The 24,727-nt window shown below is 61.8% G+C and carries 22 protein-coding genes; 4 read left to right on the top strand and 18 right to left on the bottom strand.

The window, feature by feature from the left end:
* Positions 1-14: 14 nt before the first annotated feature.
* The 5 genes from AC3WVQ_RS31940 to AC3WVQ_RS31920 all read right to left on the bottom strand — a co-directional run bounded on the left by AC3WVQ_RS31940 (position 15) and on the right by AC3WVQ_RS31920 (position 7,100).
* Positions 15-1,037 (bottom strand): putative 2-aminoethylphosphonate ABC transporter substrate-binding protein, encoded by a 1,023-nt coding sequence (locus AC3WVQ_RS31940; protein WP_192444495.1) that lies wholly within the window; start codon positions 1,035-1,037, stop codon positions 15-17.
* 362 nt (positions 1,038-1,399) lie between these two features.
* Positions 1,400-2,854 (bottom strand): phosphonoacetaldehyde dehydrogenase, encoded by a 1,455-nt coding sequence (phnY, locus tag AC3WVQ_RS31935; RefSeq protein ID WP_034794751.1) that lies wholly within the window; start codon positions 2,852-2,854, stop codon positions 1,400-1,402.
* A 10-nt stretch (positions 2,855-2,864) separates the two neighbouring features.
* Entirely contained in the window at positions 2,865-4,127 is a 1,263-nt protein-coding gene (gene phnA, locus AC3WVQ_RS31930) for a phosphonoacetate hydrolase (protein ID WP_192444496.1), read from the bottom strand.
* A 15-nt stretch (positions 4,128-4,142) separates the two neighbouring features.
* Complete coding sequence (locus AC3WVQ_RS31925) at positions 4,143-5,345, bottom strand: 2-aminoethylphosphonate--pyruvate transaminase (RefSeq protein WP_112975318.1); 1,203 nt, start codon at positions 5,343-5,345, stop codon at positions 4,143-4,145.
* A gap of 102 nt (positions 5,346-5,447) precedes the next feature.
* Positions 5,448-7,100, bottom strand: a complete 1,653-nt coding sequence (locus AC3WVQ_RS31920) for a Na/Pi cotransporter family protein (RefSeq protein ID WP_492383458.1) — start codon at positions 7,098-7,100, stop codon at positions 5,448-5,450.
* Positions 7,101-7,217: 117 nt separating this feature from the next.
* Between AC3WVQ_RS31920 and AC3WVQ_RS31915 the strand changes: the two genes are divergently transcribed.
* Entirely contained in the window at positions 7,218-8,093 is an 876-nt protein-coding gene (locus AC3WVQ_RS31915; RefSeq protein ID WP_034794762.1) for a LysR substrate-binding domain-containing protein, read from the top strand.
* A 27-nt stretch (positions 8,094-8,120) separates the two neighbouring features.
* On the opposite strand, the gene kduD is transcribed toward AC3WVQ_RS31915, so the two are convergent.
* From kduD to AC3WVQ_RS31880, 7 genes are all read right to left on the bottom strand, one after another.
* Positions 8,121-8,885, bottom strand: a complete 765-nt coding sequence (kduD, locus tag AC3WVQ_RS31910; protein ID WP_034794766.1) for a 2-dehydro-3-deoxy-D-gluconate 5-dehydrogenase KduD — start codon at positions 8,883-8,885, stop codon at positions 8,121-8,123.
* On the bottom strand, positions 8,882-9,718 hold the full coding sequence (kduI, locus tag AC3WVQ_RS31905; protein WP_060581367.1) for a 5-dehydro-4-deoxy-D-glucuronate isomerase: 837 nt from the start codon (positions 9,716-9,718) through the stop codon (positions 8,882-8,884). The genes kduD and kduI overlap by 4 nt, the downstream gene beginning before the upstream one ends.
* Positions 9,719-9,755: 37 nt before the next feature.
* Positions 9,756-11,612: a DUF2264 domain-containing protein gene (locus tag AC3WVQ_RS31900; RefSeq protein WP_404526490.1), complete on the bottom strand. Its 1,857-nt coding sequence runs from the start codon at positions 11,610-11,612 to the stop codon at positions 9,756-9,758.
* Between the two features lie 84 nt (positions 11,613-11,696).
* On the bottom strand, positions 11,697-12,980 hold the full coding sequence (locus tag AC3WVQ_RS31895; protein ID WP_063894955.1) for an ABC transporter substrate-binding protein: 1,284 nt from the start codon (positions 12,978-12,980) through the stop codon (positions 11,697-11,699).
* 44 nt (positions 12,981-13,024) lie between these two features.
* A complete protein-coding gene (locus AC3WVQ_RS31890; RefSeq protein ID WP_034794772.1) occupies positions 13,025-14,107 on the bottom strand; it encodes an ABC transporter ATP-binding protein in 1,083 nt (360 codons plus the stop codon).
* Between the two features lie 34 nt (positions 14,108-14,141).
* Positions 14,142-15,035, bottom strand: a complete 894-nt coding sequence (locus AC3WVQ_RS31885) for a carbohydrate ABC transporter permease (RefSeq protein WP_034794776.1) — start codon at positions 15,033-15,035, stop codon at positions 14,142-14,144.
* Positions 15,028-15,954 carry a carbohydrate ABC transporter permease gene (locus tag AC3WVQ_RS31880; protein ID WP_034794779.1) on the bottom strand — a complete coding sequence of 309 codons (927 nt, stop codon included), beginning with the start codon at positions 15,952-15,954 and terminating at the stop codon, positions 15,028-15,030. Before AC3WVQ_RS31880 ends, AC3WVQ_RS31885 begins: the two co-directional genes overlap by 8 nt.
* Before the next feature lie 143 nt (positions 15,955-16,097).
* Here AC3WVQ_RS31880 and AC3WVQ_RS31875 point away from each other — a divergent pair, with 143 nt between their 5' ends.
* The 3 genes from AC3WVQ_RS31875 (at position 16,098) to AC3WVQ_RS31865 (ending at position 18,972) form a co-directional block, all read left to right on the top strand.
* Positions 16,098-17,288 (top strand): YyaL domain-containing protein, encoded by a 1,191-nt coding sequence (locus AC3WVQ_RS31875; RefSeq protein ID WP_060643679.1) that lies wholly within the window; start codon positions 16,098-16,100, stop codon positions 17,286-17,288.
* 68 nt (positions 17,289-17,356) lie between these two features.
* The gene (locus AC3WVQ_RS31870) at positions 17,357-18,421 is read left to right on the top strand and encodes a LacI family DNA-binding transcriptional regulator (RefSeq protein WP_127890390.1); all 1,065 of its coding nucleotides are present in this window, start codon (positions 17,357-17,359) and stop codon (positions 18,419-18,421) included.
* 251 nt (positions 18,422-18,672) lie between these two features.
* The gene (locus tag AC3WVQ_RS31865) at positions 18,673-18,972 is read left to right on the top strand and encodes a DUF6894 family protein (protein ID WP_404526436.1); all 300 of its coding nucleotides are present in this window, start codon (positions 18,673-18,675) and stop codon (positions 18,970-18,972) included.
* A gap of 92 nt (positions 18,973-19,064) precedes the next feature.
* On the opposite strand, the gene doeB is transcribed toward AC3WVQ_RS31865, so the two are convergent.
* Genes doeB through ehuD form a run of 6 tightly spaced genes read right to left on the bottom strand, consistent with a single transcriptional unit; the run spans position 19,065 to position 24,726 of the window.
* Positions 19,065-20,075 (bottom strand): N(2)-acetyl-L-2,4-diaminobutanoate deacetylase DoeB, encoded by a 1,011-nt coding sequence (gene doeB / locus AC3WVQ_RS31860; protein ID WP_192444501.1) that lies wholly within the window; start codon positions 20,073-20,075, stop codon positions 19,065-19,067.
* Between the two features lie 3 nt (positions 20,076-20,078).
* Positions 20,079-21,260 (bottom strand): ectoine hydrolase DoeA, encoded by a 1,182-nt coding sequence (gene doeA / locus AC3WVQ_RS31855; RefSeq protein ID WP_034794791.1) that lies wholly within the window; start codon positions 21,258-21,260, stop codon positions 20,079-20,081.
* A 34-nt stretch (positions 21,261-21,294) separates the two neighbouring features.
* Positions 21,295-22,287 carry an ectoine utilization protein EutC gene (eutC, locus tag AC3WVQ_RS31850; RefSeq protein WP_192444502.1) on the bottom strand — a complete coding sequence of 331 codons (993 nt, stop codon included), beginning with the start codon at positions 22,285-22,287 and terminating at the stop codon, positions 21,295-21,297.
* A complete protein-coding gene (gene eutB, locus AC3WVQ_RS31845; protein WP_192444503.1) occupies positions 22,284-23,285 on the bottom strand; it encodes a hydroxyectoine utilization dehydratase EutB in 1,002 nt (333 codons plus the stop codon). The genes eutC and eutB overlap by 4 nt, the downstream gene beginning before the upstream one ends.
* 2 nt (positions 23,286-23,287) lie before the next feature.
* Positions 23,288-24,064, bottom strand: coding sequence for an ectoine utilization protein EutA (gene eutA / locus AC3WVQ_RS31840; RefSeq protein ID WP_034794799.1), 777 nt, complete (start codon positions 24,062-24,064; stop codon positions 23,288-23,290).
* Positions 24,064-24,726: an ectoine/hydroxyectoine ABC transporter permease subunit EhuD gene (ehuD, locus tag AC3WVQ_RS31835; RefSeq protein ID WP_034794801.1), complete on the bottom strand. Its 663-nt coding sequence runs from the start codon at positions 24,724-24,726 to the stop codon at positions 24,064-24,066. Before ehuD ends, eutA begins: the two co-directional genes overlap by 1 nt.
* Position 24,727: the final 1 nt, after the last annotated feature.

Raw genomic sequence — 24,727 nt, 5'->3', positions numbered from 1 at the left:
CCGGCCGATCAGGCTCAGCTCTTCGGTTCAGACTTGGCGTCGTAACGCTTCTGCCATTCCTTGAGGATGTCAGAGCGGTTGTTTGCGGCCCACTCGAAGTCGTTGACGATCATCCGGGAAGCGATGTCGTCGGGCAGGTGCTCGACCTGCTTGGCGACGCCCGGATAGGCAACGACGGCATAGCCGGCATTGTACATTTCGTTCGCTTCCTTGGTGACCGACCAGTCGACGAGCGTCTTTGCGGCTTCGAGGTTTGCCGTGCCAGCGATGATTGCGGTTGCCTCGGCCTCCCAGCCCGAACCCTCGGCGGGGAAGATGATGTCGATCGGTGCACCGGCACTCTTGGCCTTGGCGCCCGGAAACTCGAAGGACACGCCGATGACGGCTTCACCGGCGCCTGCCATCTTGCACGGCTTGGAGCCGGAATGGGTGTAGGCGGAGATGTTCTCGTGGAGCTTGTCCATGTAGTCCCAGGCCTTCTCCTCGCCCCACATCTGCATCCAGCCGGAGACGTCGAGGAAACCGGTGCCCGAGGATGCCGGGTTCGGCATCACCACGTGGCCCTTGTATTCGGGGTTCGTCAGGTCTTTCCAACTCGTCGGCGGCTTGAGGCCGAGCTTTTCGCCCTCGACCGTGTTGTAGCAAAGAGCCGCGACATAGGCGTCCATGCCAACCCAGCTCGGCGGCGTGTCCTTGTCGACGAATTTCGGGTCGAGCGTCTCGACGCCCTTGGGCTTGTAAGGTTCCAGCATGCCTTCGGTCTTCAAGAGAAGCAGCGAGGTTGCAGCGAGCCCCCAGACGACATCGGCCTGCGGATTGTCTTTTTCTGCAAGCAGCTTGGCGGTCATGACGCCCGTGGAATCGCGCACCCAGTTGATCTTGATGTCCGGGTGGGCCTTTTCGAAGGTCGCCTTGTAGCGGTCGAGGTCGACGGCTTCGACGGCGGTGTAGACGGTGAGCTGTGTTTCAGCGGCAGCGATGGCAGGAAGCACAGCGGAAACGGCGCCGGCAAGCACAAAGAGCATGCGTCTGTTCATGATTGAAGTTCTCCTCTGAGGTCCTGGTAAAACCGGGGAAGCGCGGCGGACAATCTTGTCGTTGCCCTCTTGTGATCGGCTTCGGGAAACATTCTGCGCAGCGGTTTCCTGTAAGTAAAATTTATTATTCTTATCGATTAGAAGAAAAAAACTATGGATGTTCTGCCGCAGAACTGGGCATGGAAACCGCGCTTGACCAAGGCGGCGGCAGGTTTCGATACGATTTCGCACAATCTGCCGGATGAAGGAGCAGATCTAAGATTGCGCGTCGCGCAGAGCCCCGCGACGCTGCGGGAGCAAATAGAAAGGGAGCCGCCATGGCGGCTCCCAGAGGGGTGAATCAGCGGGGGAAACGCTTGAAATCACCATGGCAAGGAGAATGTCTTGACGTTGGTAAAGCTCTTCATCGCCTCGATGACGCCTTCCTTGTAGCCGTTGCCGGAATCCTTGATGCCGCCGAAGGGGCTCATCTCGATCCGGTAACCCGGCACTTCCCAGATGTTGACCGTGCCGACCTTCAGCCCGGCGATGTATTTCTGCATTCGCCGGAAGTCATTGGTGCAGACGCCGGAAGAAAGGCCGAAGGCGGTTGAGTTCGAGAGCGCGATCAGCGCGTCGTCATCATCGGGCGCGCGCACGATCGGTATGATCGGCGCGAAGGTTTCTTCCATCACCAGTTCGCTCGAATGCTTAACGCGGTCGACAACGATTGGCGGCAAGAGGGCGCCTTTACGGCCGGGATCGTAGAGGATCTCCGCCCCTTCTTCCGCTGCCCGGTGCACCCGCCGCTCGAAGACTTCCGCCGCCTTGGCATGGACGACCGTGCCAAGGTCCGTCGCCCGGTCCATCGGATCGCCGAACCTCAGCTTTTTCGCTCGCTCGAGCACCAGCGGCACGAAGCGGTCGGCAACGCTCTCCTGGCAGAGGATGCGTTTCACAGCGGTGCAACGCTGGCCGGAGTTCTTCGTCGCGCCGGCAACGGCCAGATCCGCGGCTCTTGCGAGATCGTCGTCCGACAGATCGTTGAGGATGATCAGCGGGTCGTTGCCGCCGAGCTCCAGGATCTGCCGCTTGTAGTGGGCGTGGGCCGCGATCAGCTTGCCGACTGGAACGCTGCCGGTAAAGGTGATGAGGTCGAAGTTCGGATTGGTGATCATCTCCATGCCAATATCGGCGGGCCAGCCGGTCACGACCGAGAGCATTTCCGGCGGCAGGCCGGCCTCATAGAGAATGTCGGCGAAGATAAGCGCCGTCATCGGCGTCAGTTCTGTCGGCTTGAGCACAACGCAATTGTTCGTCGCAACCGCCGGCGCGACCTTGTGTGCCACCATGTTGAGCGGATGGTTGAACGGCGTGATCGCCGAAATGGCGTTGAGCGGTTCGCGCGTGGTGAAGATCTTGCGCGCCTTGCCGTGTGGTGTGAGGTCGCAGGAGAAGATCTCGCCGTCGTCATGAATGCACATCTGGCCCGAGAGCGTCAGCACGTCGAAGGCGCGGCCGACCTCGTAGAGCGAGTCCTGCTTGGAGATCCCGAGCTCCAGCGTGATCAGATCAGAGATCTCCTCCTTGCGGGCAACGAGCAGGTCCGCAGCCTTGAGCAGGATGCGCTGACGCTCGTAACGCGTCAGCTTCGGCTGGTAGGCGGCCGCGATCTCGAAGGCCTTGCGCGCATGCTCGGCGCTGCCCGCAGGCACCGTGCCGATCACCGCATCGTTGAAAGGGTAGCGCACCTCGATGCGCCCTTCGGTATCGACTGTCTTGCCGGCGATCCGCATGGGCTCGTGGCGAATTGCAAATGCTGTTTCCACCTTGGTCATCGCTCCCTCCCTAGTGCGTTGTCTGGGCGGCTGCGACGAGCGCGTAGTAGAACGCATCGAAATTGCGCAACGACGCGGATGTCAGCAATTCGGGCAGTTTGCGGTTGGCGATGAAAGGCACCGCCTGTTCGGTCAGGCCGCCATGCGAGCGCAGCGGTTCGTTCAGCGCCGCCAGATCATGGCGATGTTCGCTGGTGCCGAGCGTCTTGTTTTCCGAGGAGATCAGCACGAGATCGCCGATCCGATCGTCGGGCAGCTCGAAGCGTACGCAGGCTTCCGGGCGGGAGAGCACGACGTCGATGCCTTCGATCGCCTGCAGCCGCTCGATGATCTCCTCCTTGTCCGCACTTTCGGGCAGATAGGCCGTGGCAAACGAGCCGAGCGCGCCGTGATGCACGACATAGGGGTCGGTGATCGGCAGGATGACGCGCGCGGCGTCCTTGCCGAGCCATTGGTCGAGCAGGTCCTGCACGTAGATGACATCCGGCGAACCGTCCGCCTTGTGCTTCGGCTTCATACCGTGGTCGGCCGTGACGATGATGGCCGCGCCGAGCGCGTCGAGGTCGGTCAGATACTTGTCGAACATCTCATAGAAGGCGTTCGCCTGGGGTACGCCCGGCGCATATTTGTGCTGCACATAGTCGGTGGTCGTCAGGTACATGACATCCGGCCGAAATTCCTTGAGCAGCTTGACGCCGGCGGCAAAGACGAATTCGGAGAGATCGGCCGAATAGACTTCCGGTACAGCGCGACCGAGCCAGGCCGAGGCATTGTCGAGGCCGTTTTCCGCCTCGGTCGTCTTGTCCGCCTTTTCAGACGAGAAGCAGATGGCCCTGCCCTCGTCATACTTCAGCCCGTGGCCGAGCAGCGCCCTGAGCTTGTCCTTCGCCGTCACCACGGCGACCTTCGCACCCGCATCGTAGAAAGCCTTGAAGATGGTCGGGGCGCGCAGGAAGCGTGGATCGTTCATCATCACTTCGTTACCCGTCTGCGGTTCGTAGAGATAGTTGCCGCAGATGCCGTGGATCGCCGGCGGCCGGCCGGTAGCGATGGAAAGGTTGTTCGGATTGGTGAAGCTCGGGATAACGCTGAGCGCGGTGCGCTCCGTCCCGGTCTTGCGGATGCGCTCGAGCGTCGGCATCAGCCCGGCCTTGATGGCTTCGTCGAGATAGGCCGGCTCGCAGCCGTCGAGGCAGATGGCGATGGCCGGGACATTCGGCCAGGGATAGGTGCGACGGTTGGCGGTAACGGTGATCTTGGACATCTTGTTCATCGTAATTTCCTCAGTTCAGGCAGCGAGACGGCGACGTTCTTCAAGGGCGACGGCCGGGGGAGCGGCGCTGTCGACGCCCATTTCGGAGAGTGAGTTGCGGGCGGCCTCGACCACGCGGCGCATGACATGCTCGTCCATGCGACCGATGCAGCCGACGCGGAAACTGTCGACCACCGTCAGCTTACCCGGGTAGATTATGAAGCCTTTGTCCTTCATCAGGTCGTAGAAGCGGTCGAAGGCGAAGGCCGGGTGGGCCGGGCTGAAGAAGGTGACGATGATCGGCGACAGCCACTGGTCGGCAAGCAACGTCTCGAAACCGGCCTCGCGCATGCCCGCGACCATGACGTCGCGGTTGCGGGCATAACGGGCTCCGCGACCGGCGACACCGCCCTCTTCCCGATGCAGACGCAAGGCCTCCAGGAACGCCGCGACAACGTGGGTCGGCGGCGTGAAGCGCCACTGGCCGGTCTTGTTCATGTAGTCCCACTGGGCATGCACATCGAGGCTGAGTGAATGGCTGCGCCCCTTGGCTGCCTCCAGTTCGCTCTTGCGGGCGATAACGAAGCCGAAGCCCGGCACACCCTCGATGCACTTGTTGGCGGAAGAAACGATCGCCTCGTAGCGGAAATCGCCGATACCGGCCGGCACTGCGCCGAAGGCGCTCATGGAGTCGACGAGCAACTTGCGACCGCGGGAATAGACTGTGTCGGAAATCTCCTTCAACGGGTTGAGGATGCCGGAGCTCGTTTCGCAATGGACGATCACGACATGGGTGATTCCAGGGTCGGCATCGAGCGCTGCTGCAACCTCCGGACCGCGTGGCGGCATGTAGTCGCCCTTGTCGATCGTCACATAGTCACGACCGAGATAGGAAAGCGTCTGGGCGATGCGCTTGCCATAGGCGCCGTTCATCAGCACCAGCACACGGCCGTCCTTCGGGACGAAGCTGCCGAGCATCGCCTCGACCGAAAACGAACCGCTGCCCTGCATCGGCACGCAATCGAACTCGCCCTTGGCATCGCCGGCAATCTCGAGCAGTTCCTGGCGAAGCTTGGCGGTCATTGCCCGGAAATCGCCATCCCAGGAACCCCAGTCCCGCAGCATGGCTTCCTTAACCCGATAGGCCGTGGTTAGCGGGCCGGGCGTCAAGAGATAGGGCTCGCCCAGCCTCGGTGTTTCCAGGGGCGCGATGGTTCTTTCAGAAGCGGTGTTTGGCATTGTCCGTCCTCGCGGTTGGCGTGTTCGAGAACGACAATGGGGCGGAAACATCTATCTGTAAAATCGTTCTTTTGTATCAATCTATCGTTTCAATTTATATATCTAAGCAGCAGGCACGAGCCGGCTTTCCAGGAGGTCCCCGCTCTCGCGCAGGCGCGGATAGGCCATCGTCGTCACCAGCGAATTGACCTCCTTCAGCGCCCGAACGATCTCGAGATGCATGTCGCTCGACAGGATGCTGGTCGCGATGCCCTGCCGAAGCCGCTCCAGATGGCACTTGCTGCTTTCTTCGACCAGGCGACGCACATGTTCCTTCTGCCGAACCATTTCGCGCGCGATCACCGGGTCCGGGGAGACGAGAAGATTGGCCGCCAGCCTGACGTTGGAAGACACGGCCGCATGCAGCAAGGTGAGTTCACGCCATCCCTCCTGCGAGAAGGTCCCTGCGCCCGCAAGCCGCTCCTCGGCCATTTGCAGGAGGCTCTTTGCGACGACGTCTCCGGCATATTCGAGGTGGATCGCTGCCTCGGTGAGTTCGATGCCGCGCCGCGATTGCTCTTCGGTCAGGATGCCGCGGTTGACGGCGGCGATGTAGAGCTTGATTGCGCTATGGGCCACGTGGATGTGGCCATCGATGCTTCTGAGCGCCTTGACCGCCTGCGGTGTCGGCGCGTGAATGACGGTCATGACGGGCTCCAGCATCCGGGCGATAAGATTGCCCATGTGCAACACCTCGCGTGCCGCGGCCGCCAGCGCCTGCGCCGGTTTGTCGATCAGCGCCGGGTCAAGCGCGCTGACATGAGCCGCACGATCATTGGCACCGGCGGCCTCCGGCATGAGCAACCGAACGAGGCGCGCCATCGGGCCGCAGAAAATCACCCCGACGAGAACCAGGGCAGCGTTGAAGAGCACATGCAGATTGACCAGCTTGCCGGCCACAGTCTCCCCAGGAAGCCAGTCGAACGGGGAATGCATCGAAAAGAGTCCGAAGATCGCTGCGGCGAACAGGGCGCGGAAGAGGAGATTACCAAGCGGCAGGCGTCGGCCTTCGACCGGCAGACCGCGGGTCAGCCACAGCGCGATGAGCCCGCCGCCGATGTTGACGCCGAGCACCAGGGGAATGCCGACGTCCAGGGGCACGATGCCCTTCACGGCAAAGGTCAGGATCAGCAGGATCGCTGCCACGCTGGAGTGCAGCGCCCAAGTGAAGAAGGCGGCAAGGATCATCACGCTCAAGGCATCCTTGCCGACGAAAGCGACGACGGAAGGCAGCATCGGGCTCTGAGAGAGCGGCTGCGTCGCATGGCCGATCATCTGCAGCGAGAGCAGCAGCAGACCGATGCCGAGCACTGCACGCCCGGTCTCGACGGACTTGCGGGTCGATGCCTTCAGATGCGCAAGACCGCCAGCGGCGATCAGAAGCGGCGCCAGCCAATGCAAGTCGAAGGACAGGATCTTGACGACAAGCGCCGAGCCGAGATCGGCACCAAGCAGCACCGCCAGGCCGGTATCAAGCGCCAGCGCGCCGCTGACGGCAAAACCGGCGGCAAGCATGGCGACCGCCGTCGAGCTTTGCAGCGCAATGGCAACCGCGCAGCCGCAGATGGCCGCACGCGGTCGTCCACCGGCGCCACCGACGGTACGCGCGACGATGTCGCCTGCCGCCGCCTCAACACCTTTCTTCACGAGGCTGACGGCGTAGAGCAAGAGGACGGTGGCGGCGGCAAGCTCGAGGACGACGGCCGGGAGGTTCATGAGGCGCGCTCCGGATAGAGGTGGAATCCGAAAACTATCCGCGCCCGCTTTACATAAATCAAATCGTTCGTTTTAATCAAACTATCGTTCAAATCTATTCAAGAAGGCGTCGTACGCATGCGCTATGTCCAGCTCCGCGCCTTTCATAACGTGGCCATCCACGGCGGTTTCTCGCGTGCCGCCGAAGCGCTCTTCCTTACTCAGCCGGCAGTCTCGGATCAGGTGCGCAAGCTCGAGGAGGAATATGATGTCCTCCTCTTCAACCGGAACAAGAAGCAGGTGACGCTGACCCAGGCGGGCCAACAGCTCCTGGAAGTCACCCGCCGCATGTTCGACGTCGAGCAGCAGGCCCTGGATCTTTTGTCGGAATCACGGGCGCTGAGAGCGGGAAAACTTCGGATCGTTGCCGATGCCGCCCATCACCTGCTGCATATCCTTGCCGCTTTCCGGCGCACCTATCCGACCGTCCAGGTGTCGATCGATTCCGGCAACACCGAAACCGTCATCACCAGCCTGCACGCCTATGAGGCAGACATCGGCGTTCTCGGCGAGATCCCGCAATCGAGCGACTTCGACATCCTGAAACTCAACTCCACGCCGATCATAGCCTTTGCGAGCCGTGACTATCCGCTGCAAGGCAAGAAAAAGGTGACTTTCGCTGAACTCGTGAAGCACCCCTTGGTCATGCGCGAGCAAGGCTCCAAGACCCGCCAAAAGCTCGAAACGATGTCGCAGCAATGTGGCGTGCAACTGACGCCGCTCATCGAAGCCGAAGGTCGTGAGGCGGTGCGCGAGATCGTCGCCGCCGGCGGCGGGGTCGGCTTCGTTTCGTCGGCGGAGTTCGGGCAAGACAGCCGCCTCATTCCCATCGAGATCGAAGCGCCCGAGATGCTGATGGACGAAGCACTCATCTGTTTGCGCGAGCGCAGCAACGGGAAACTGGTCAGCGCCTTTTTCGACATTGCCCGCAGGCTAACCTCTGCGCCGGCCTGATCGCTACCCGGACGGCAGCAACGCAATTTATCGCGCCAACCAGCCGCCATCAACCGGGACGACCGCGCCATGCATGTAGCGGGATGCCGGCGCCAAGAGAAAAACGGCAGCCTCGCCGATATCATCGGGCGTGCCCCAGCGACCGGCCGGGATGCGGTCAAGGATTGCCGCTGAGCGGTTCGCATCCGCGCGCAGCGCCTCGGTGTTGTTGGAGACGATGTAGCCAGGCGCGATCGCATTGACGTTGATGCCCTTGCTTGCCCATTCGTTGGCAAGGATGCGGGTAATGCCCAGCACTCCATGTTTTGAGGCCGTATAGGATGCGACACGAATGCCGCCCTGGAAGGATAACAACGAGGCGATATTGACGATGCGCCCGGCTCGCTTTTCGTCCAGGAGTTTTCGGCCATAGGCCTGGCAAAGAAGAAAGGCCGCCTTGAGATTGAGGTCGATCACGTCATCCCAGTCGGCCTCCGAGAGCTCGGTGGAGGCCGACCGACGAATGATGCCGGCATTGTTGACCAGTCCATCCAATGGGCCGCACTGTCCCCAGACGCGGTCAAGCAACGTTTTGACCGCCTCTCCATCGCTAAGATCGCAGGCAAACGGCTGGATCCGGCCGCCCGCCGCTTCGACCTTTTCGACTGTTTCGGCCATGGACGAGCGTCCGACCGCGACCACTTCGCCGCCAGCCCGGGCGACCGATACCGCGATGCCTTGGCCGATCCCGGTGTTGGCACCCGTAACCAGCACGCGCTTGCCGTCGAGGCTGAAGGCCGAGAGATCGCTCATCGCAACGTCTCCATCGGGACCGGGTCGGCGTCGGTGTAGTCGACATTGTCCCCCGCCATCGCCCAGATGAAGGCATAGCTGGAGGTGCCGCAACCGGAATGTATAGACCACACCGGCGACAGCACCGCCTCTTCGTTCGCCATCACGATATGGCGGGTTTCGGAAGGCTCTCCGAGAAAATGGAAAACCCGCGCCGGCTCCGGAAGGTCAAAATAAAGATAGACCTCCATGCGTCGATCATGGATGTGCGCCGGCATCGTGTTCCACACCGACCCTTCCTTCAGTTCCGTCATTCCGACGACCAGCTGGCAGGTCTCGATCCCATTGGTGAACTGAAAGATCGATCGTTCGTTCGATGTTTCCAGGCTGCCGAGATCGAGACGTTTCGCGCCCGCGATCGTCAAAAGCGCTGTCGGGTAAGTACGGTGCGCGGGGGCTGACAACAGATAGAACTTTGCCGGCTTCGACCGGTCGTCCGACGAGAACACCACGTCCGACCCCATGCCGACATAGATCATGTCACGGGGACCGAGCACATGGCTCTTTCCGGAAACGACGGCCCGCCCCGGCCCGCCGATGTTGACGGCAATCAGCTCGCGGCGCTCGAGAAACGTCTTCGTTCCCATCGGCTTGATGGCTTCGAGCGTCAGCTCCGCCTCGACCGGCATCGCCCCACCGATCACCATGCGGTCGTAATGGGTATAGGTGAGGTTGACGCGATCGCTCGCAAACAAACCGCCAATGTGGAAATTGTGACGCAGCTCGTCGGTTCCCATCGCTGCGGCAGCAAGCGGATCGATGGCGTGGCGGGATGTAAAATCGGGGATCGTCATATCAAGTCTTTCGGTCGTTGTGGCAGGATCGAGGATGTCAGAGCGGTACGCCGCGCATCAGCGTTACGGTTGTCCCCGTCTCGGACACGCGCCGTCGCAGCGCTCCGACGTCGGGTGCTGCAGGCAAGCGGGATAGTTTCCTTGTCCCCTCTGTCGCATCGGCCTGCGCAAGCACGGCGACGGCGAGCGTGCTGACGCCGACTGGAACAGTACCGCGCAATTGCGGAACCAAGGTTTTTGCGGAAACCAGGTTGGTGTTTGGGGCAGCGATATGGCAGCGGCCCTCCCGAGGGTTCGTCGAACCGATGTCGAGGATGGCTGACAGGTCCGTCGCCGTGGCAACGACAGCGCGGCCGGCACCCTGTTTGCAAACTTCGCCGGCGTCTCGCCCGACTGCAAAGCCGCCTTCGATCGTGGCGAGCGTCCGCGGCGTGTCGATGCGGTGAAGCCGAACCTGGAAATCGCCGTCCCAGTAAAGCCAGGTCTCGACCAAGACATCGGCGAAGGGCCGCCAACGCGCATAGAGAAGGTTGTTGGCGACGAGCGCCTCTTCGTTGGTTTCGCGCACGCGGAAATGCACGCCGTCATCGCTGAAGCCGATCATGGATTCGAGCACGGAATTGTCGAACCGCCAGAGATCGTTCTCGATGCTGAAGCCGTATCGCCCCGAATAGGCGAACTTCGCGTATTTCTCAGGCGCGAAGCGGATGAAGGTGTTCTCGGCGCTCGTGTGCTGGCCACAGGAGAGCGCAATGGCATCCCCTGCCGGATTGGCGATCAGGAAACCGATATGGCGCTGCGTGGAGACGGCGGATCGCTGTGGGCAGGCGTCCTCATCGCTCGCCCAGAACGGATGGTCCGCCGGCAGCATCAGCGGAAGGAAGGCCTTCAGCGCCCAATAGGGCGATTGCGCGGAATTGTACGGTTCCGACATGATGAGGTTGGGATAGGCGTAGCCGACGGGCATCACGCCATCGCGCGCGGCGAAGGGGCGCTTCGCCCACCAGCGCAGATGACGCAGGAAGTAACCCTTCTGTTGTCCGAAGGGGATCTCCTCGTCGCCTGCGAGCGCCATGGCGCCGAAGAGGCCGGCAATGGCAAAACGATAGGTCATCGAGCGACCGAAGCAGAGCGCCGGTCCGTCATCGGCAAACCATCTCGCCATGTCTCCGGCGATCAGTCGGGCCCGCTCCCGATACCTTTTCGTCCAGTCGCCGCCATCGAGGGCCGCCAGGATCAGGCCATAGAAGTGAAAGGCGAAGGGAATGTAGTGGTCGGCGCGGCGCGTATCCCCATCGTGATACCAGCCATCGCCGAGGTAGAACGCGTCGAGTTCCTGCCGGTACTGGTTGTCGAGTTCTCGATCACAATCGACCCCGACATGTCTCAAACCCATGCTGACGAGCAACCGGAAGAACTTCCAATTGTTGTCGCCATATTCGCAGGCATGGCCTTTGAGCAGATAGGCAACAACGTTTCGCCGTTCGGCCGTAGACAGGGGCGCCCAGAGCTTGTCTGGAACGAGCCTCAGTGCAAATCCGATCGCTGCGAGTTCCACGAGGCGCTGGCTGCGGTCGAACGGGTCGCCCCAGTATTCCGGATGGGCCGGATCACAGCCATTGGCAAGACCGCGCGCGATCGGCGTCCAATCGATCCACGTTGCGCCGCCGACCTCGGCCGGTGCCAGGCCCCAGAGCAGACGGGAATAGCCCTCCAAGTCGGCGGACGCCTGGTCGAAATGTGCCGCATGCGCATCCAGCCGGATGCGAGCGCCGCCGGCAGACCGATATTGTTCAACCGGCTCCACCAGCGCCTTGAGCGCGGCCTCGACATCGGCGCGGCTTTTGAGCGGATTGCCCGCCCACGGTTTAAACAGGGTTTCGGGGAAGATCATGTCGGTCATGCCAAAGGTTTCCGTTCGAACATTGCCGCGCGGGGGGATGACTTCCCGCGCGGCCCGGCAAAGTGGAGCGGATGCTCAGGCCTTGAGAATGCGGTCGGCCGATGAGACGAGTTCGTTGCCTGCTTCCGCCGGCGTCAGCTGGCCGAAGGCGACCTTGTCGGCGAGCGGCCGGAAGACGCGCTCGTCAAGTTCACCAGCACCGAGCGGCACGGCCGGCGGGTAGGTGCCGACGCGATCCGCAATGCCGTTGACATAGTCGACCGTCTTTTTCGCCGTGGCGTCGATCGAGGGAAGAACGGCGGTCTGCACGTCGGTGTTTACAGGCACGCCGCGCTCGACCTGAAGGATCTTGCCGGCCTCCAGGTCGTTGACGAAAAAGTCGATGAATTGCGCTGCGAGTTCCGGGTTCTTCGCGGTGCTTGCGATCGACCAGTGCAAGCCGGGGCGATAGAAAAGCCCGGAGGGACCATCCGCACTGCTGACCGGCAGCGACGTGATATCGAGCGTGCTCTTGGAGATCTTCTGGAAGGCAGGGAGCTGGTTTGAGAAGGCAATCGCGATGGCCGCGTTGCCGGTCGCCAGCGGGTTGCTGTCGACCAGCACCTTGTCGAGCGCTTGTATCTCGGCGGAGACGCAGCCGCCGTTCTTGGTGAGGCTCTCCCAATAGCCGAACCAATCGGCCGCATCGCTGGCCTCATAGCCGAGCTTTCCGGCTTCCGTGTAGAGCTTCTTGCCGCGCTGATGCAAAAACGCCTCGAAGGCGTATGTGTAGCGCGACGCGTTTCCAACCGCCCAGACGTTCTTCTTGCCTATTGCCTTGGTAAGGTCGATCGAGAACTTGGCGAAGTCGTCCCAGGTGGTTTTGGCCGAAGGCGGGATAAGCCCGGCTTTCGTGACCGCATCAGCGTCGTAGATCATGGCAAAGGCGTTCAGCGACAACGGCATACCGGTCACCTTGCCGTCGACCGTTCCAAGATCGAGCACACCTGGCACCAGCTTGTCCGTGCGGATGACCTTGCCGAGATAGTCGTTGAGCGGCAGGTTGGTGGACCGGCGGCTATAATCGGCAAAGCGGCTGGGCTCGAGCTGGAAAATGTCCGGGGCGTTCCCACCGGCGATCATCGTCGTCAGTTTGGCCCAGTAATCGCTCCCGCCCACTTCGCCGACGATCTTGGCGCCGGAATGCGCCGCCTCGAAGAGCTTGGCAACGCCAAGCGTGCGCTCGGCGCGGCTGGGTGTACCCCACCAATAAAGGCGCATGGAATCCTCCGCAAAGGCGCGGAACGCGGGCATCGTCGCGAGCGTGGCGCCGGCCCCGAAAAGCGCGGCGTTACGCAAAAAATGGCGTCTGTTGATCATGTTCTCCTCCTCCATGATTTGTTCCTTTAGATCTCTCTTTGCGATCAATGGCCGATGCGGTCGCCGGCCCCGTCGAACAGGTGGCAGTTTTCCGCGGCAATCCGGACGTCCAGCGTTGAGCCGGCAGTGATCGGGCGTTGGCCATCGAGAGCAACCGTCAGCGACTGCCCGTCGGTGAGCCGCCCGTAAACGATGGTCTGACCGCCGAGATGCTCGACATGGACGACCGTCAGCGCGCCAAGTTCGAGCCCGCCGGTCGCGTCGATACCGATATGTTCGGGCCGCAGGCCGAGGCTGACCTTTGTGCCAACCGCGATGCGCTCCTCGATCGGGAGCCGCGCAATTCTGCCGGCAACATCGATCGAGATACCGCCGTCGCGGATGTCGCGTGCGACGGCATCGAGGAAATTCATCTTGGGCGAGCCGATGAAGCCGGCGACGAAGCGGTTGGCGGGCCGGTTATAGATCTCGAGCGGCGTGCCGTGCTGTTCGATGACCCCGGCGCGCAAGACGACGATGCGGTCTGCAAGCGTCATTGCCTCCACCTGGTCATGGGTGACGTAGATCATCGTCGCGCCGATATCCTTGTGCAGCTTGGCTATCTCGACGCGCGTCTGGACGCGAAGCTCCGCATCGAGATTGGACAGCGGCTCGTCGAACAGGAAGATCTTCGGGTCGCGCACGATTGCCCTGCCGATCGCTACGCGCTGCCGCTGGCCGCCAGAGAGTTGCTTCGGCTTGCGGTCGAGCAGATGGGTAATCTGCAGGATGTCGGCGGCCTTGCGGACCCGCTTGTCGATCTCCGGCTTCGGCATCTTTGCCGTTTCGAGACCGAAGGACATGTTCTTGTAGACGCTCATATGCGGGTAGAGCGCATAGGACTGGAAGACCATGGCGATGCCGCGCTGGCTCGCCTCCTTCTCGTTCATGCGCTCGCCGCCGATGGAAAGTTCGCCGCCGCTGATCGGCTCGAGCCCCGCAATCATGCGCAAAAGGGTCGACTTGCCGCACCCCGATGGGCCGACGAAAACCACGAACTCTCCGGAGCCGATCGCCAGATCGACGCCGCGGATGATGTCGAGATTGCCAAAGCTCTTCTTGATCTTGCTCAAAGCCAGCGTCGTCATCGTTTCCGTCCCTATCTCTCAATTCCAGTTGGTGTCAGCGCTTCATGCCGGTTGTCGCGATGCCTTCGATCAGCAGTCGCTGGAACAGCATGAAGAGGATGAAGATTGGCAGCACCGTCAGCGTCGACATGGCAAAGAGCGAACCCCAGTCCGACGTCCCGGTGGAGTCGACGAAGGTGCGCAGACCGAGCTGGGCGGTGTATTTTTCGATGTCATTCAGGTAGATGAGCGGCGCAAAGAAATCGTCCCAGGTCCAGATGAACGAGAAGACGGCTGCCGTCGCCAACACCGGCGTTGAGAGCGGCAGGATCACCTTCAGGAAGATGCGCAGCGGGCCGCAACCATCCATGATGGCCGCCTCGTCGAGCTCGCGCGGGATGCCCCGGAAAAACTGCACCATCAGGAAGATAAAGAAGGCGTCGATCGCCAGGAATTTCGGCACCACCAGTGGCAGGATGGAGTTCACCCAGCCAAGCTTCAGGAACATCACATATTGCGGGATCAGCACCGCATGCTGCGGCATCATCAAGGTGCCGAGCATCAGTGTGAACCAGAAACCGCGCCCCTTGAAACGCAGGCGCGTGAAGGCATAGGCCGCCATCGAGCAGGAAATGAGGTTGCCGATGACGACGAGCAGCGAAATCACCAGCGAATTGAAGAACATCCAACCAAAGCCGATACTCAAGCCGGTCCAGCCGCGGCGATAGGCATCGACTGTCGGGTCAGTCGGGATCAGCCCCGTCGAGGTGAAGATCTCGCTGTCCGGCTTGAACGAGCTCGCGACCATCCAGAGCAGCGGATAGAGCATGAGAAAGCTGACCGCGACGAGCAGCGCATAAAGCAGAGCACGTTTCCACGGGGATGTGCCAGATACGCCGGCGTCGGCGCGCGAAGCGATGGTGGTCGTCGAAAGAGCGGCATCAGTCATCGTAGTGAACCCAGTACCTGGCTGTCAGGAATGACATGGCGGTGAAGAAGGCGATGATGAGCACCAGGACCCAGGCCAGCGCCGAGGCATAGCCGAAGCGGAAATTGGTGAAGGCCTCCTGGTAGAGGTAGAGCGTGTAAAACAGCGTGGAGTCGATCGGACCGCCGGTTCCGTCGCTGATGACAAAGGCCGAGGTGAAGGCCTTGAAGGCATCGATCGTCAGGATCACGGCATTAAAGAAGATCACCGGCGTCAAAAGCGGCAAGGTGATCTTGAAGAACTGCCGGGCCTTGCTGGCGCCATCTATGCTTGCCGCCTCGTACATGTCCTGCGGGATCTGGCGCAGACCGGCAAGAAAGATGATCATCGAGGATCCAAACTGCCAAACCGCCAGGAGAACGAGCGTATAAAGCGACGTCGAAGGGTTCGAGATCCAGCTTGGCCCTTCGAAACCGAACAACGCATTAAGCGCCTGATTGAGCAATCCGTCGCCGGCAAACACCTGTCGCCACAGGACCGCCACGGCGACGCTGCCGCCGACCAGTGACGGCAGATAGAAGATCGCACGAAAGAGCGACAGGCCTTCAAGCCCCCGGTTTAGCGCCACTGCGACGGCAAGCGCAAAAAGCAACTTCAAGGGAACCGACAGCAGCACGAAGGTGAAGGTCACGTTCATCGCCGTCCAGAAGCGCGGATCATCGGTCGCGATGCGCACGTAGTTCTCCGCGCCAACCCAGTTTGCTGCGCCAAGGCCGCTGTAGTCGGTCAGAGACAAATAGAACGAGGCGACAGCAGGCCCGAGCGTCAGCAGAAAAAAGCCGATAAGCCACGGCGTGATAAAGCCGTACCCGGCCAGGCTCTCTGCGAGCCTGAACCCGCTGCCGGCAGCCGGCCTTTCAGTTGTCCCTAATGTGGACATTGTATCTCTCTCCAGCGATGCCCGGCTCCTCCCGAGCATCCGACTCCTAGCGGTTAGAAATTTTCCCGTCAACAGAAAGTTTCGTAGTTGACGAAATTATCGTATTTGTGCGAAAACTTCACGAAACCAACGTGAGGCTTATCATGCGCATCGAACGAAACAGCTACTTCAACGCGGTCGAAATGGTTGGCAATCGCCCCAATCGCGAACGTCACCAGCAGGCTTTGGAACGCTGCATTGCCAAATTGCGCCAGACCATGCCGACAATCGGTCTGCGCAATCCGAAGATTGGCCTGCCGGATCAGACGTGGAGCTATTGCGGGCCCTTTGACTGGGTCGTGAGCTTTCACGCCGGCCAGCTCTGGCTTGCGCTGGAACTCACGGGCGATCCCAGCTTCCTGAACGCCGCCCGGGCCCGCCGCGCCATTTTTCGCGACATCTTGCGCCATCGCGATGCGCAAGACCACGATCTCGGCTTCCAGTTTTCTTTGAGCTGCGTTGCGGAGTGGCTGCTGACAGGCGATCGGGAGGCTCGCGATCTCGCTCTTGAAGCTGCGGCGAGGCTGCTTGAGCGCTATCGCCCGGATGCACGATATATCCAGGCCTGGAATGCTCGCTCGATCCACGGTGGCATTCGCTCCGAATTCGTCAATGGGCGCGTCATCGTCGATACGATGCAAAACCTCGCGCTGCTACACTGGGCCCACCGCGAGACCGGCCGCGGCGATTTTGCCGAAGCCGCCGATGGCCACGCCGAAACAACCCTGAAGCACCTGGTTCGCGCTGACGACACAAGCTTCCACACCTTCCTGTTCGACCCTTCAAGCGGTAAGCCCCTGCGCGGGGAGACCCATCAAGGATATGCGGACGATTCCTGCTGGTCACGCGGCCAGGCCTGGCTGATCCATGGCTATGCGCAGTGCGCGGCAACCACCGGCAACCCTCACTTCGCCGACGCCGCGAGACGTCTGGCTGCCAAGGCCGAAGCTCTGATGGGCGACGACGGCGTCCCCGTCTGGGACTATTCGGTTCCCGATGCCAAGTCAGCGCCCCGCGACAGTTCCGCCGGCGCGATCATGGCGGCCGGCATCTTCATCCTCGCGGGGCTTTGTGAACCGGAGGAGGCACAACGCTGGTACGCATTTGGCGATCGCCTGATCGGCGGCCTGCTCGACACTTGCGATCTGACGGGCGATCCCAAGGCCGAAGGGCTGCTCGCCCATGGCGCAGCCCATGCCAGCGCCGGCTATTCCGATGCGATGCTGCCCTACGGCGACTATTATTTCATGGAGGCGCTGATGCGTTCGCTTGGGCACACGCGCTTCTTCTGGTAGTGGACGATCATGACCATGCAGCCGCGATCAATCTCGCCCACTCCGGCCAGATAGGAACCTTCGTCGAAATGGATGACGAATCGAACGCCCCGACACTTAAGGACATCGCCGACGCCGCGGGCGTTTCGGTCGCGTCCGTATCGAAGGTGCTCAACAATCGCGGTGGCGTCGGCGACGAAAGCCGGCGCAAGATCCTCGATCATGCGGAGCGCCTGGGCTACCAGGTCCGGGCGGCCCGCTCGCTGATCCGCGCCGGCGTCGAGAGCACTGTGCTGGTGATGCCGGCACAGTTTTATGCCAGTTCGGCTTTCTACGAGGACGTGATCCAGGGCGTGCTTGCAGAGGCCAGCACAAGCTCGCTCAGGATCGACGTCAGGCTTGTCTCGCTGGATGCGGAGATCGCGATCAGCGAAATCTCTGACATTCTGCGCGACATTCGCCCGGGCGCCCTTGTCGTGCTCGGCATGGACCATCCCGTCATGATCGACAGGATCGTCGATAGCGGCATCCCGGCCGTCATCATCAACGGCATGGACCGGACGATGCGGCTCTCATGCGTGCTGCCCGACAACTGGTCTGCCGGCTGGCTCGCTGCACAAAGATTACTTGCGGCCGGCCACCGCGAGATCGTGCACGTGACAATCCCCCACCGCCTGTCGCTACGCCGGCGCCTTGAAGGCTTCCGGATCGCGCTGGAGGAGGCCGGAATTGCCTTCGACGAAAATAGACACATCTTTGATCTCGGTCGCATGGGCCTGCAAGAGCCCGACACCACGCCGGCGATACGGCAGGCCATAAAGCAGGGGCGTTTCACCGACACAACCGCGTTCTTCTGCAGCACCGATCTAATCGCGATCAACGTCATGCAAGCTCTCGAAGCGAGTAGTCACTCGGTTCCGGAAGACTTCTCGATCATCGGGGTCGACGATATCGCGATCGCCCGGCACAGCCGCCCGCCGCTGACGACGATGCGGATCGACCGGGGTGAGCTTGGCCGTGCCGGCATCCAACTCCTGCTGGAACGGATCAACGACCCCGAAATCAATGTGCGCCGGGTCAATCTCGGCGTCCGCTTGGTTGAACGCTCCACAGTCGCCGTACCAAGGAGCAGCCCTCACGCGAAAAGAGCGTAAGAGGTAGCAGGATACGAAAGCGCCTCTGCCTGGCGCGCACCACGTTCGACGGACGAGACCCGTGTGTCGGGAGCGCGGAGCCGTAAAATGATGAGGTCAACCACACGGCCACTCTCAAGCGTGGCCGCACCTCACCTGCCATCGATGGATGGCTGCGTCACGCCCCACAAGCCATGTCACGCAACTGTCACGCGCAATAGATCAACGAGACTGCTAAGAAGTAGAAAAGTTATCATTGCTCGAGCGGCAACATGCCCCGATACCTCTTTCATATTCACCTGTCCGGCAGGATCAGTCGCGATGACCATGGAGCGTTTCACGCCAATGACAGTCAGGCGGTGACCAATGGCAGGTCGATCGCCGACAAGATCGCTGAAGACGACAGGCACCGTAGCGTCATCGTGACTGTCGAACGAGCCGGCGGCGTCGTTCTGGCCCGCGTGACTGCCAGGAGAGCAATGCCACCCTGGCAATCTGCGAGTTCGAAATTCGAACACGCTTGGAGCGAACTGTCCGACCTTGACGTTAGCCAATTCCGCAGGGCGCGTTAGAAATCCTGGCCTTGTTTTATTGACGTCAGCGAGGCGTCTCCTTTCGGTTAGGGGATGGCTCGCACGCGACGGTCGCCGGTGGTCCTTAAGCCCTATGCCGCGACAATAGTTGCGAGCACGCTGACGCAATCACCGGATTTGACGAGGCCGGGGAAATGGCGAGCGACGAGGATGCCGTCCATCTTTGCCCGTATGTTCAGCGGTTCGTCGCCTGTACGGCCGATCGGATAGATGCGGGCGACGATTTCCCCGCTCCTCACCTGGTCGCCGAGATCGACGAACGGTTCGACAAGGCCGCCGTCCTCGGCAAAGCAAAAGCAGTTGCCGTCGGGCATGTCGAGCCACGTGGTTTCACCGCTTTCGACTGCCCCTTTCAAGATACCTGCCGCCTTCAGCACGTTGGAAACGCCCGCCTTGGCGATACGCGCGCTCCTGGCCGTCGCCGTGCCGCCACCGCCGAGCTCGGTGGTGATGAAGACCTTGCCCATCTCCTCCGCCGCCGTGTCGTACATGCCGACGGCATCGATCTCCAGCATCTTCATCGACCATGGGGCGCCGAAGGCCCTGACGAGTTCGAAGGATTTTTCCTCCTGTGCCTTGTCTGGCAGCACATGGGCGGCGCAGAAAGGCAGAAAGTCGAGCGTCTTTCCGCCTGAATGAAAGTCGAGCACGATCTCGGCAAGCGGTAACAGCGTGCGCTGGAAATAGTCCGCGATCTTCTGGGTGACCGTGCCGTCCGGCGTGCCTGGAAAGCTTCGGTTCATGTTGCCCTTGTCGATCGGCGAGGTGCGGGTGCCGGCCAAAAAGGCCGGATAGTTCATCGCCGGCACGATGATGACGCGGCCCGTGACGTCATCGGCCTTCAGCGTGCGGGCGAGATCGAAGAGCGCAATCGGGCCCTCATACTCATCGCCGTGGTTGCCGCCGGTGAGAAGGGCCGTCGGGCCCTCCCCGTTCTTCACGACTGTCACCGGGATCATCACCGAGCCCCAGGCGGAATCGTCGCGGCTGTGAGGCAGACGCAGGAAACCATGCTGAACGCCCTCGGCCGAAAAATCGACCGTAGAACTGATCGGCGAAGGACGAAGGTTGATTTCCCGCATGGCTCAATCCTTCACGAGCAGTTTGCGCGGCACGTTGGCGAGGCACTCGACACCGCTCTCGGTGATCAGGATGCTTTCCGTGGTCTCAAAGCCCATGTCCTCGAGCCAGAGGCCCGTCATGAAGTGGAAAGTCATGCCGGGTTTGAGTTCGCTGCGGTCACCTGGACGCAGGCTCATCGTGCGCTCGCCCCAGTCCGGCGGATAGGAAACGCCGATGCCGTAGCCTGTGCGATTGTCCTTCACGATGCCGTACTTCTTCAGCACGGCGAAGAAAGCGTTTGCGATATCCTCGCAGGTATTGCCGGGCCGTGCCTTTTCGAGGCCTGCCTCCATGCCTTCCAGCGTCGCCTTCTCGGCATCGAGGAACGCCTGTGTCGGCTTGCCGAGAAAGACGGTGCGCGACAGCGGCACGTGATAACGGTGGTAGCAGCCGGCAATCTCGAAGAACGTACCTTCGCCTCTCTTCATCGGCCGGTCGTCCCAGGTCAGGTGCGGCGCGGAAGCCTCCACGCCCGAAGGCAACAGCGGCACGATTGCTGGATAATCGCCGCCGATGCCATCGACCCCTCGGGTACCGGCATCGTAAATCTCCGCGACCAGATCGCATTTGCGCATGCCGACCGCGATCTTGTCGAAGATGCGTTCATGCATCTTTTCGACGATCCTTGCGGCGTTGCGCATGTAGCGGATTTCGGCCTCGCTCTTGACCGCGCGCTGCCAGTTGACGAGTGCGGTCGCATCGATGAAACGCGCATTCGGCAGGTGCTTCACAAGTGAAGCGAAGGCGGCGGCGGAGAACCAGTAATTGTCCATCTCCACGCCGATCGTCAGTTTGTCGAGGCCCCGTTCGGCGAGCTTGGCCGAGAGGTAATCCATCGGGTGGCGCTCGGTGGACTGCACATAGTGGTCCGGATAGCCGACGATGTTCTCGTGTTTGAGGTAGGCGGTGAATTTGGCGCCGTTGGCATCCTGGCCGCGGCCATACCAGATGGGCTCGCCCGTCGGCGGCACGACGACGCATTGGTGCACGTAGAAAGACCAGCCGTCATAGCCGGTCAGCCAGTTCATGTTCGACGGATCGCTGACGATCAGCACGTCGATGCCCTTGGCTTCCATCGCTTTTCGCGTTTTTTGAAGACGCGTTTCATACTCCGGAAGCGAGAACTTCAGGTTCGCTTGTTTCATCGGTTTTTCCTCTATACCCGGCGAAAAGCCGGTCTCAACTCTCGAAGATCGTGCCGGCGCCCGCCATTGCCGCGCGGGCGCCGGCAAGCGTAGCTATGGCGGTGTCCTGAATGCCCGTGCCGGTAAGGTCCGCCACGGTGATCTGCTCGGGGCCGCTGCGGCCCGGTTTGCGCCCGGCGACGATCTCGCCGAGTTCGGGGAAGATCGTATCCTCCGTCACGAGGCCCGCTTCGATGGCATGATGCAATTCGCCGAGCCTGCGCGTCTGCTTCAGGCTATCGGCGACATAGAGGTCGGCGGTGGCGACAATGGCGGGCTCGATCTCGTTTTTGTGCTCGGCGTCCGACCCCATGGCCGTGACATGCTGGCCAGGCTGGAGCCATTCGGCCCGAAGCACCGGTGTTTCGGAAGGCGTGGTGGTGACGATGATCTCCGCACCATCGACAGCCGCCCGGCCGTCGGCCTCCGCCCGAACCGGAAAGCCGAGCTTCACCGTCAAGTCCGCAGCGACGGCCTCGGCTTTAGCAGCATCTCTCGCCCAGATGCGCGCTTCGCGGATCGGCCGCACCAGGCTTAAGGCCTCTAGCTGCAACCTTGCCTGCATGCCGGCGCCGAAGATGGCGACAACCGCGGCATCCGGGCGCGAAAGTTGTCGAGCCGCGACCGCGCCGGCCGCCGCTGTGCGCACATCCGTCAGGTAACCGTTGTCGAGCAGGACGGCCTCTACCAGGCCGGTCTTCGCCGAAAGCAGCACCATCAGGCCGCTGGTGCTCTGCAGGCCGATCTTCGGATTATTGAAGAAGCCGGGGCTGATCTTGATGGCGAAACCGTCGAGACCGGGCACGTAAGCCGTCTTAACATCGACCTCACCGCGCTCTTCAGGGATGTCGAGCCTCAGGATCGGCGGCATCGCCACCGCTTTGGTGGCAAGCGCGTGAAACGCTCCTTCGACGCAGGCAATGGCATCGAGATCGAGCGGAACGATACGCCTGAGTTCCGCCTCGGTAAGAATTCTCATCGTCGTCATGCCGCGGCCTCCGCTAGCGGATCGACCCCGCCATTGATGACCCGTCGATGCAGGTCCATGTCGACATTGCGGCCGGAGAGGATGACCGCCACCGGCCCCTCCAGCCGGCCAAACCGGCGGGAAAGCAAGGCCGCGATGCCAACGGCCCCTGCCCCCTCGATCACCTCGCGCTCCTGGGAATACGCATGCCGCATACCAGCCGCGATCTCGGCTTCAGACAACAAGATCACGTCGTCGAGCAGCGCGCGGCACATTTCGAAGGTCACGGTGTTATCAAGGCCGATGCCGCCACCGAGGGAATCGGCAAGACTTGCCACCTCCTCGACTTGCACCGGCCGCCCTGCGTTAAGGCTCGCCTTCATCGCCGCGCCACGTTCCATCGTAAGGCCGATGACGCGGGTCTTCGGTGACCGCCCTTTCACGGCCGCCGCGACACCGGCCGCAAGCCCACCGCCGGAAAGCGGCACAAAAACCGTCGCCACATCCGGCATTGCCTCGACGATCTCCAGACCGAGTGTGCCCTGCCCGGCAACGACCGTTCGATTATCGAAGGGTGGCACCATGACGAGACCCTCTTCAGCCACCAGCCGATCCACCTCAAGCTGGGCTTCGTCCTGCGATTTGCCGACGATCAGGACATTGGCCCCAAGCCTTCGGATGTCCGACACCTTGTTGTTGGGCACGAGCCTGGACACGCAGATTGTCGCGACTGATCCTTCGGCCTTGGCGGCATGGGCGAGCGCCCGGCCGTGATTGCCGGTCGAGGCGGCGACGACACCCCTCGCCCGCTCTTCCGACGTCAGCGAGAGCACGGCATTCGTGGCGCCGCGGAGCTTGAAGCTGCCTGTCGTCTGGTGGTGCTCAAGCTTCAGGCCGACGGGCACACCGAAGCGTTCGCAGAGCGAAGCGGAAAGCACGAATGGCGTATTCAAGACCCGGCCCTTTATGCGCCGCGCCGCCTGTTCGATATCCGCCACTGTCACGGGAAGGTTCGACATCGCTAGCGGTCCAAATAGGCAAGTGTCATGAGTTGCCCGAGATCCGGCCGTGCCGTCTCATTGCCGCAGAGGCGCAGGCAGGCCCAGGCGGTGGCGAGATTGCTGGTAACGACCGGCTTGCCGATGACGGCCTCGATCTCGGCCGCGACGCCTGCCGCGCGCACCGCCGTACACGATATGAAAAGCGCGTCGCTGTCTGGCGCCGTCGCTTGCTTCGCAAAGGCGACGATTTCGTCCGGAGAAATGCGCGCCATCTCCCGGTCGTCATCAAGACCGAGGCAAGTGAAACGGGCGATGTCGAAGCCAAGCGACACGAAATAGTTAGCCATCGGCTCGCTGGTCTCGATCGTGTAGGGCGTCAGTACGGAAATCCGCTTGGCACCGAACGCCTTGAGGCCAGAGGCCGCCGCCGCAGTCGGCGTGACGACGGAAGCACTTGGCTTGGCCGCATGGACCGCCGCCTTGACTTGCGCGTCGCCGATGACGACGGACGCGGAGGTGCAGGAATACATGACGATGTCTAGAGGTTCGTCCGGCAGGATCAGTGCGGCCGCCGATGTCAGCGAGGGCTGCATGGCGCGCAAGTTCTCCGGCGTCACCGGGTTCGCGTAGGGAATGCGCGTCGCATAGACGCCAATCTGCTCGCTTGCCACCATGCGATGGAAGTCCACTTCCGTGGTGTGGTCGGTCGCAAGGATGATCAGGCCGATGCGCTTGTCGAGCGGACGCTCATCCAGCTTCGGCATGCGCGAGGAAAGTGTAAGATCGACCGCTCGCATCAGCGCTCCTCCACTTGGGCGTATCGTTCTTCCAGCCAGCGCAGGAAGACGACGGAGATCAGGCTCATGATCAGGAAGAAGACCCCGACCAGCGTCATCGGCTCGATGTAGCGATAGCTGCTGTTGGCCACGCTTTTCGCCTGGTTCATCAGTTCGAGCACTGTGATGGCGGAAAGGAGCGGTGTCTCCTTGAACATGGCGATCAGATAGTTGGCCAGCGCCGGGATCATCGGCGGGATCGCCTGTGGCAGGATGACGTGGACCCAGGTCTGGCGGCCGGTGAGGTTCGTCGCCTTGGCCGCCTCCCATTGGCCGCGCGGCACGTTCTCGATACCGGCGCGGTAGACCTCCGCCGCATAGGTGCCATAGTGGAGCCCAAGGCCGATGATGCCGGCGAGCATTGCCGGCAGGCGAACGCCAATATCCGGCAACACGAAGAAGATGAAGTAGAGCTGGACCAGGAGCGGCGTGCCGCGAATGAACTCCACGATGAAGCCCGTGACCTTCGCAATCGGCTTAGGCGCGGTCATGCGCAGGATGGCAAAGACGAGGCCGATGATGGCAGCGAGTGCCGCGCCGAAAACGGTTGCCAATATGGTGATCTTCAGACCCTCAAGCAGGGTCGGCATGATTTCCCAAACGAAATTCCAGTCCCATTCCATC

This window comes from Ensifer sp. EB106-05-01-XG146, from assembly GCF_058791875.1.
The sequence above is the reverse complement of the archived record's forward strand: the minus strand, read 5'-3'. Positions and strand labels throughout refer to the sequence as shown.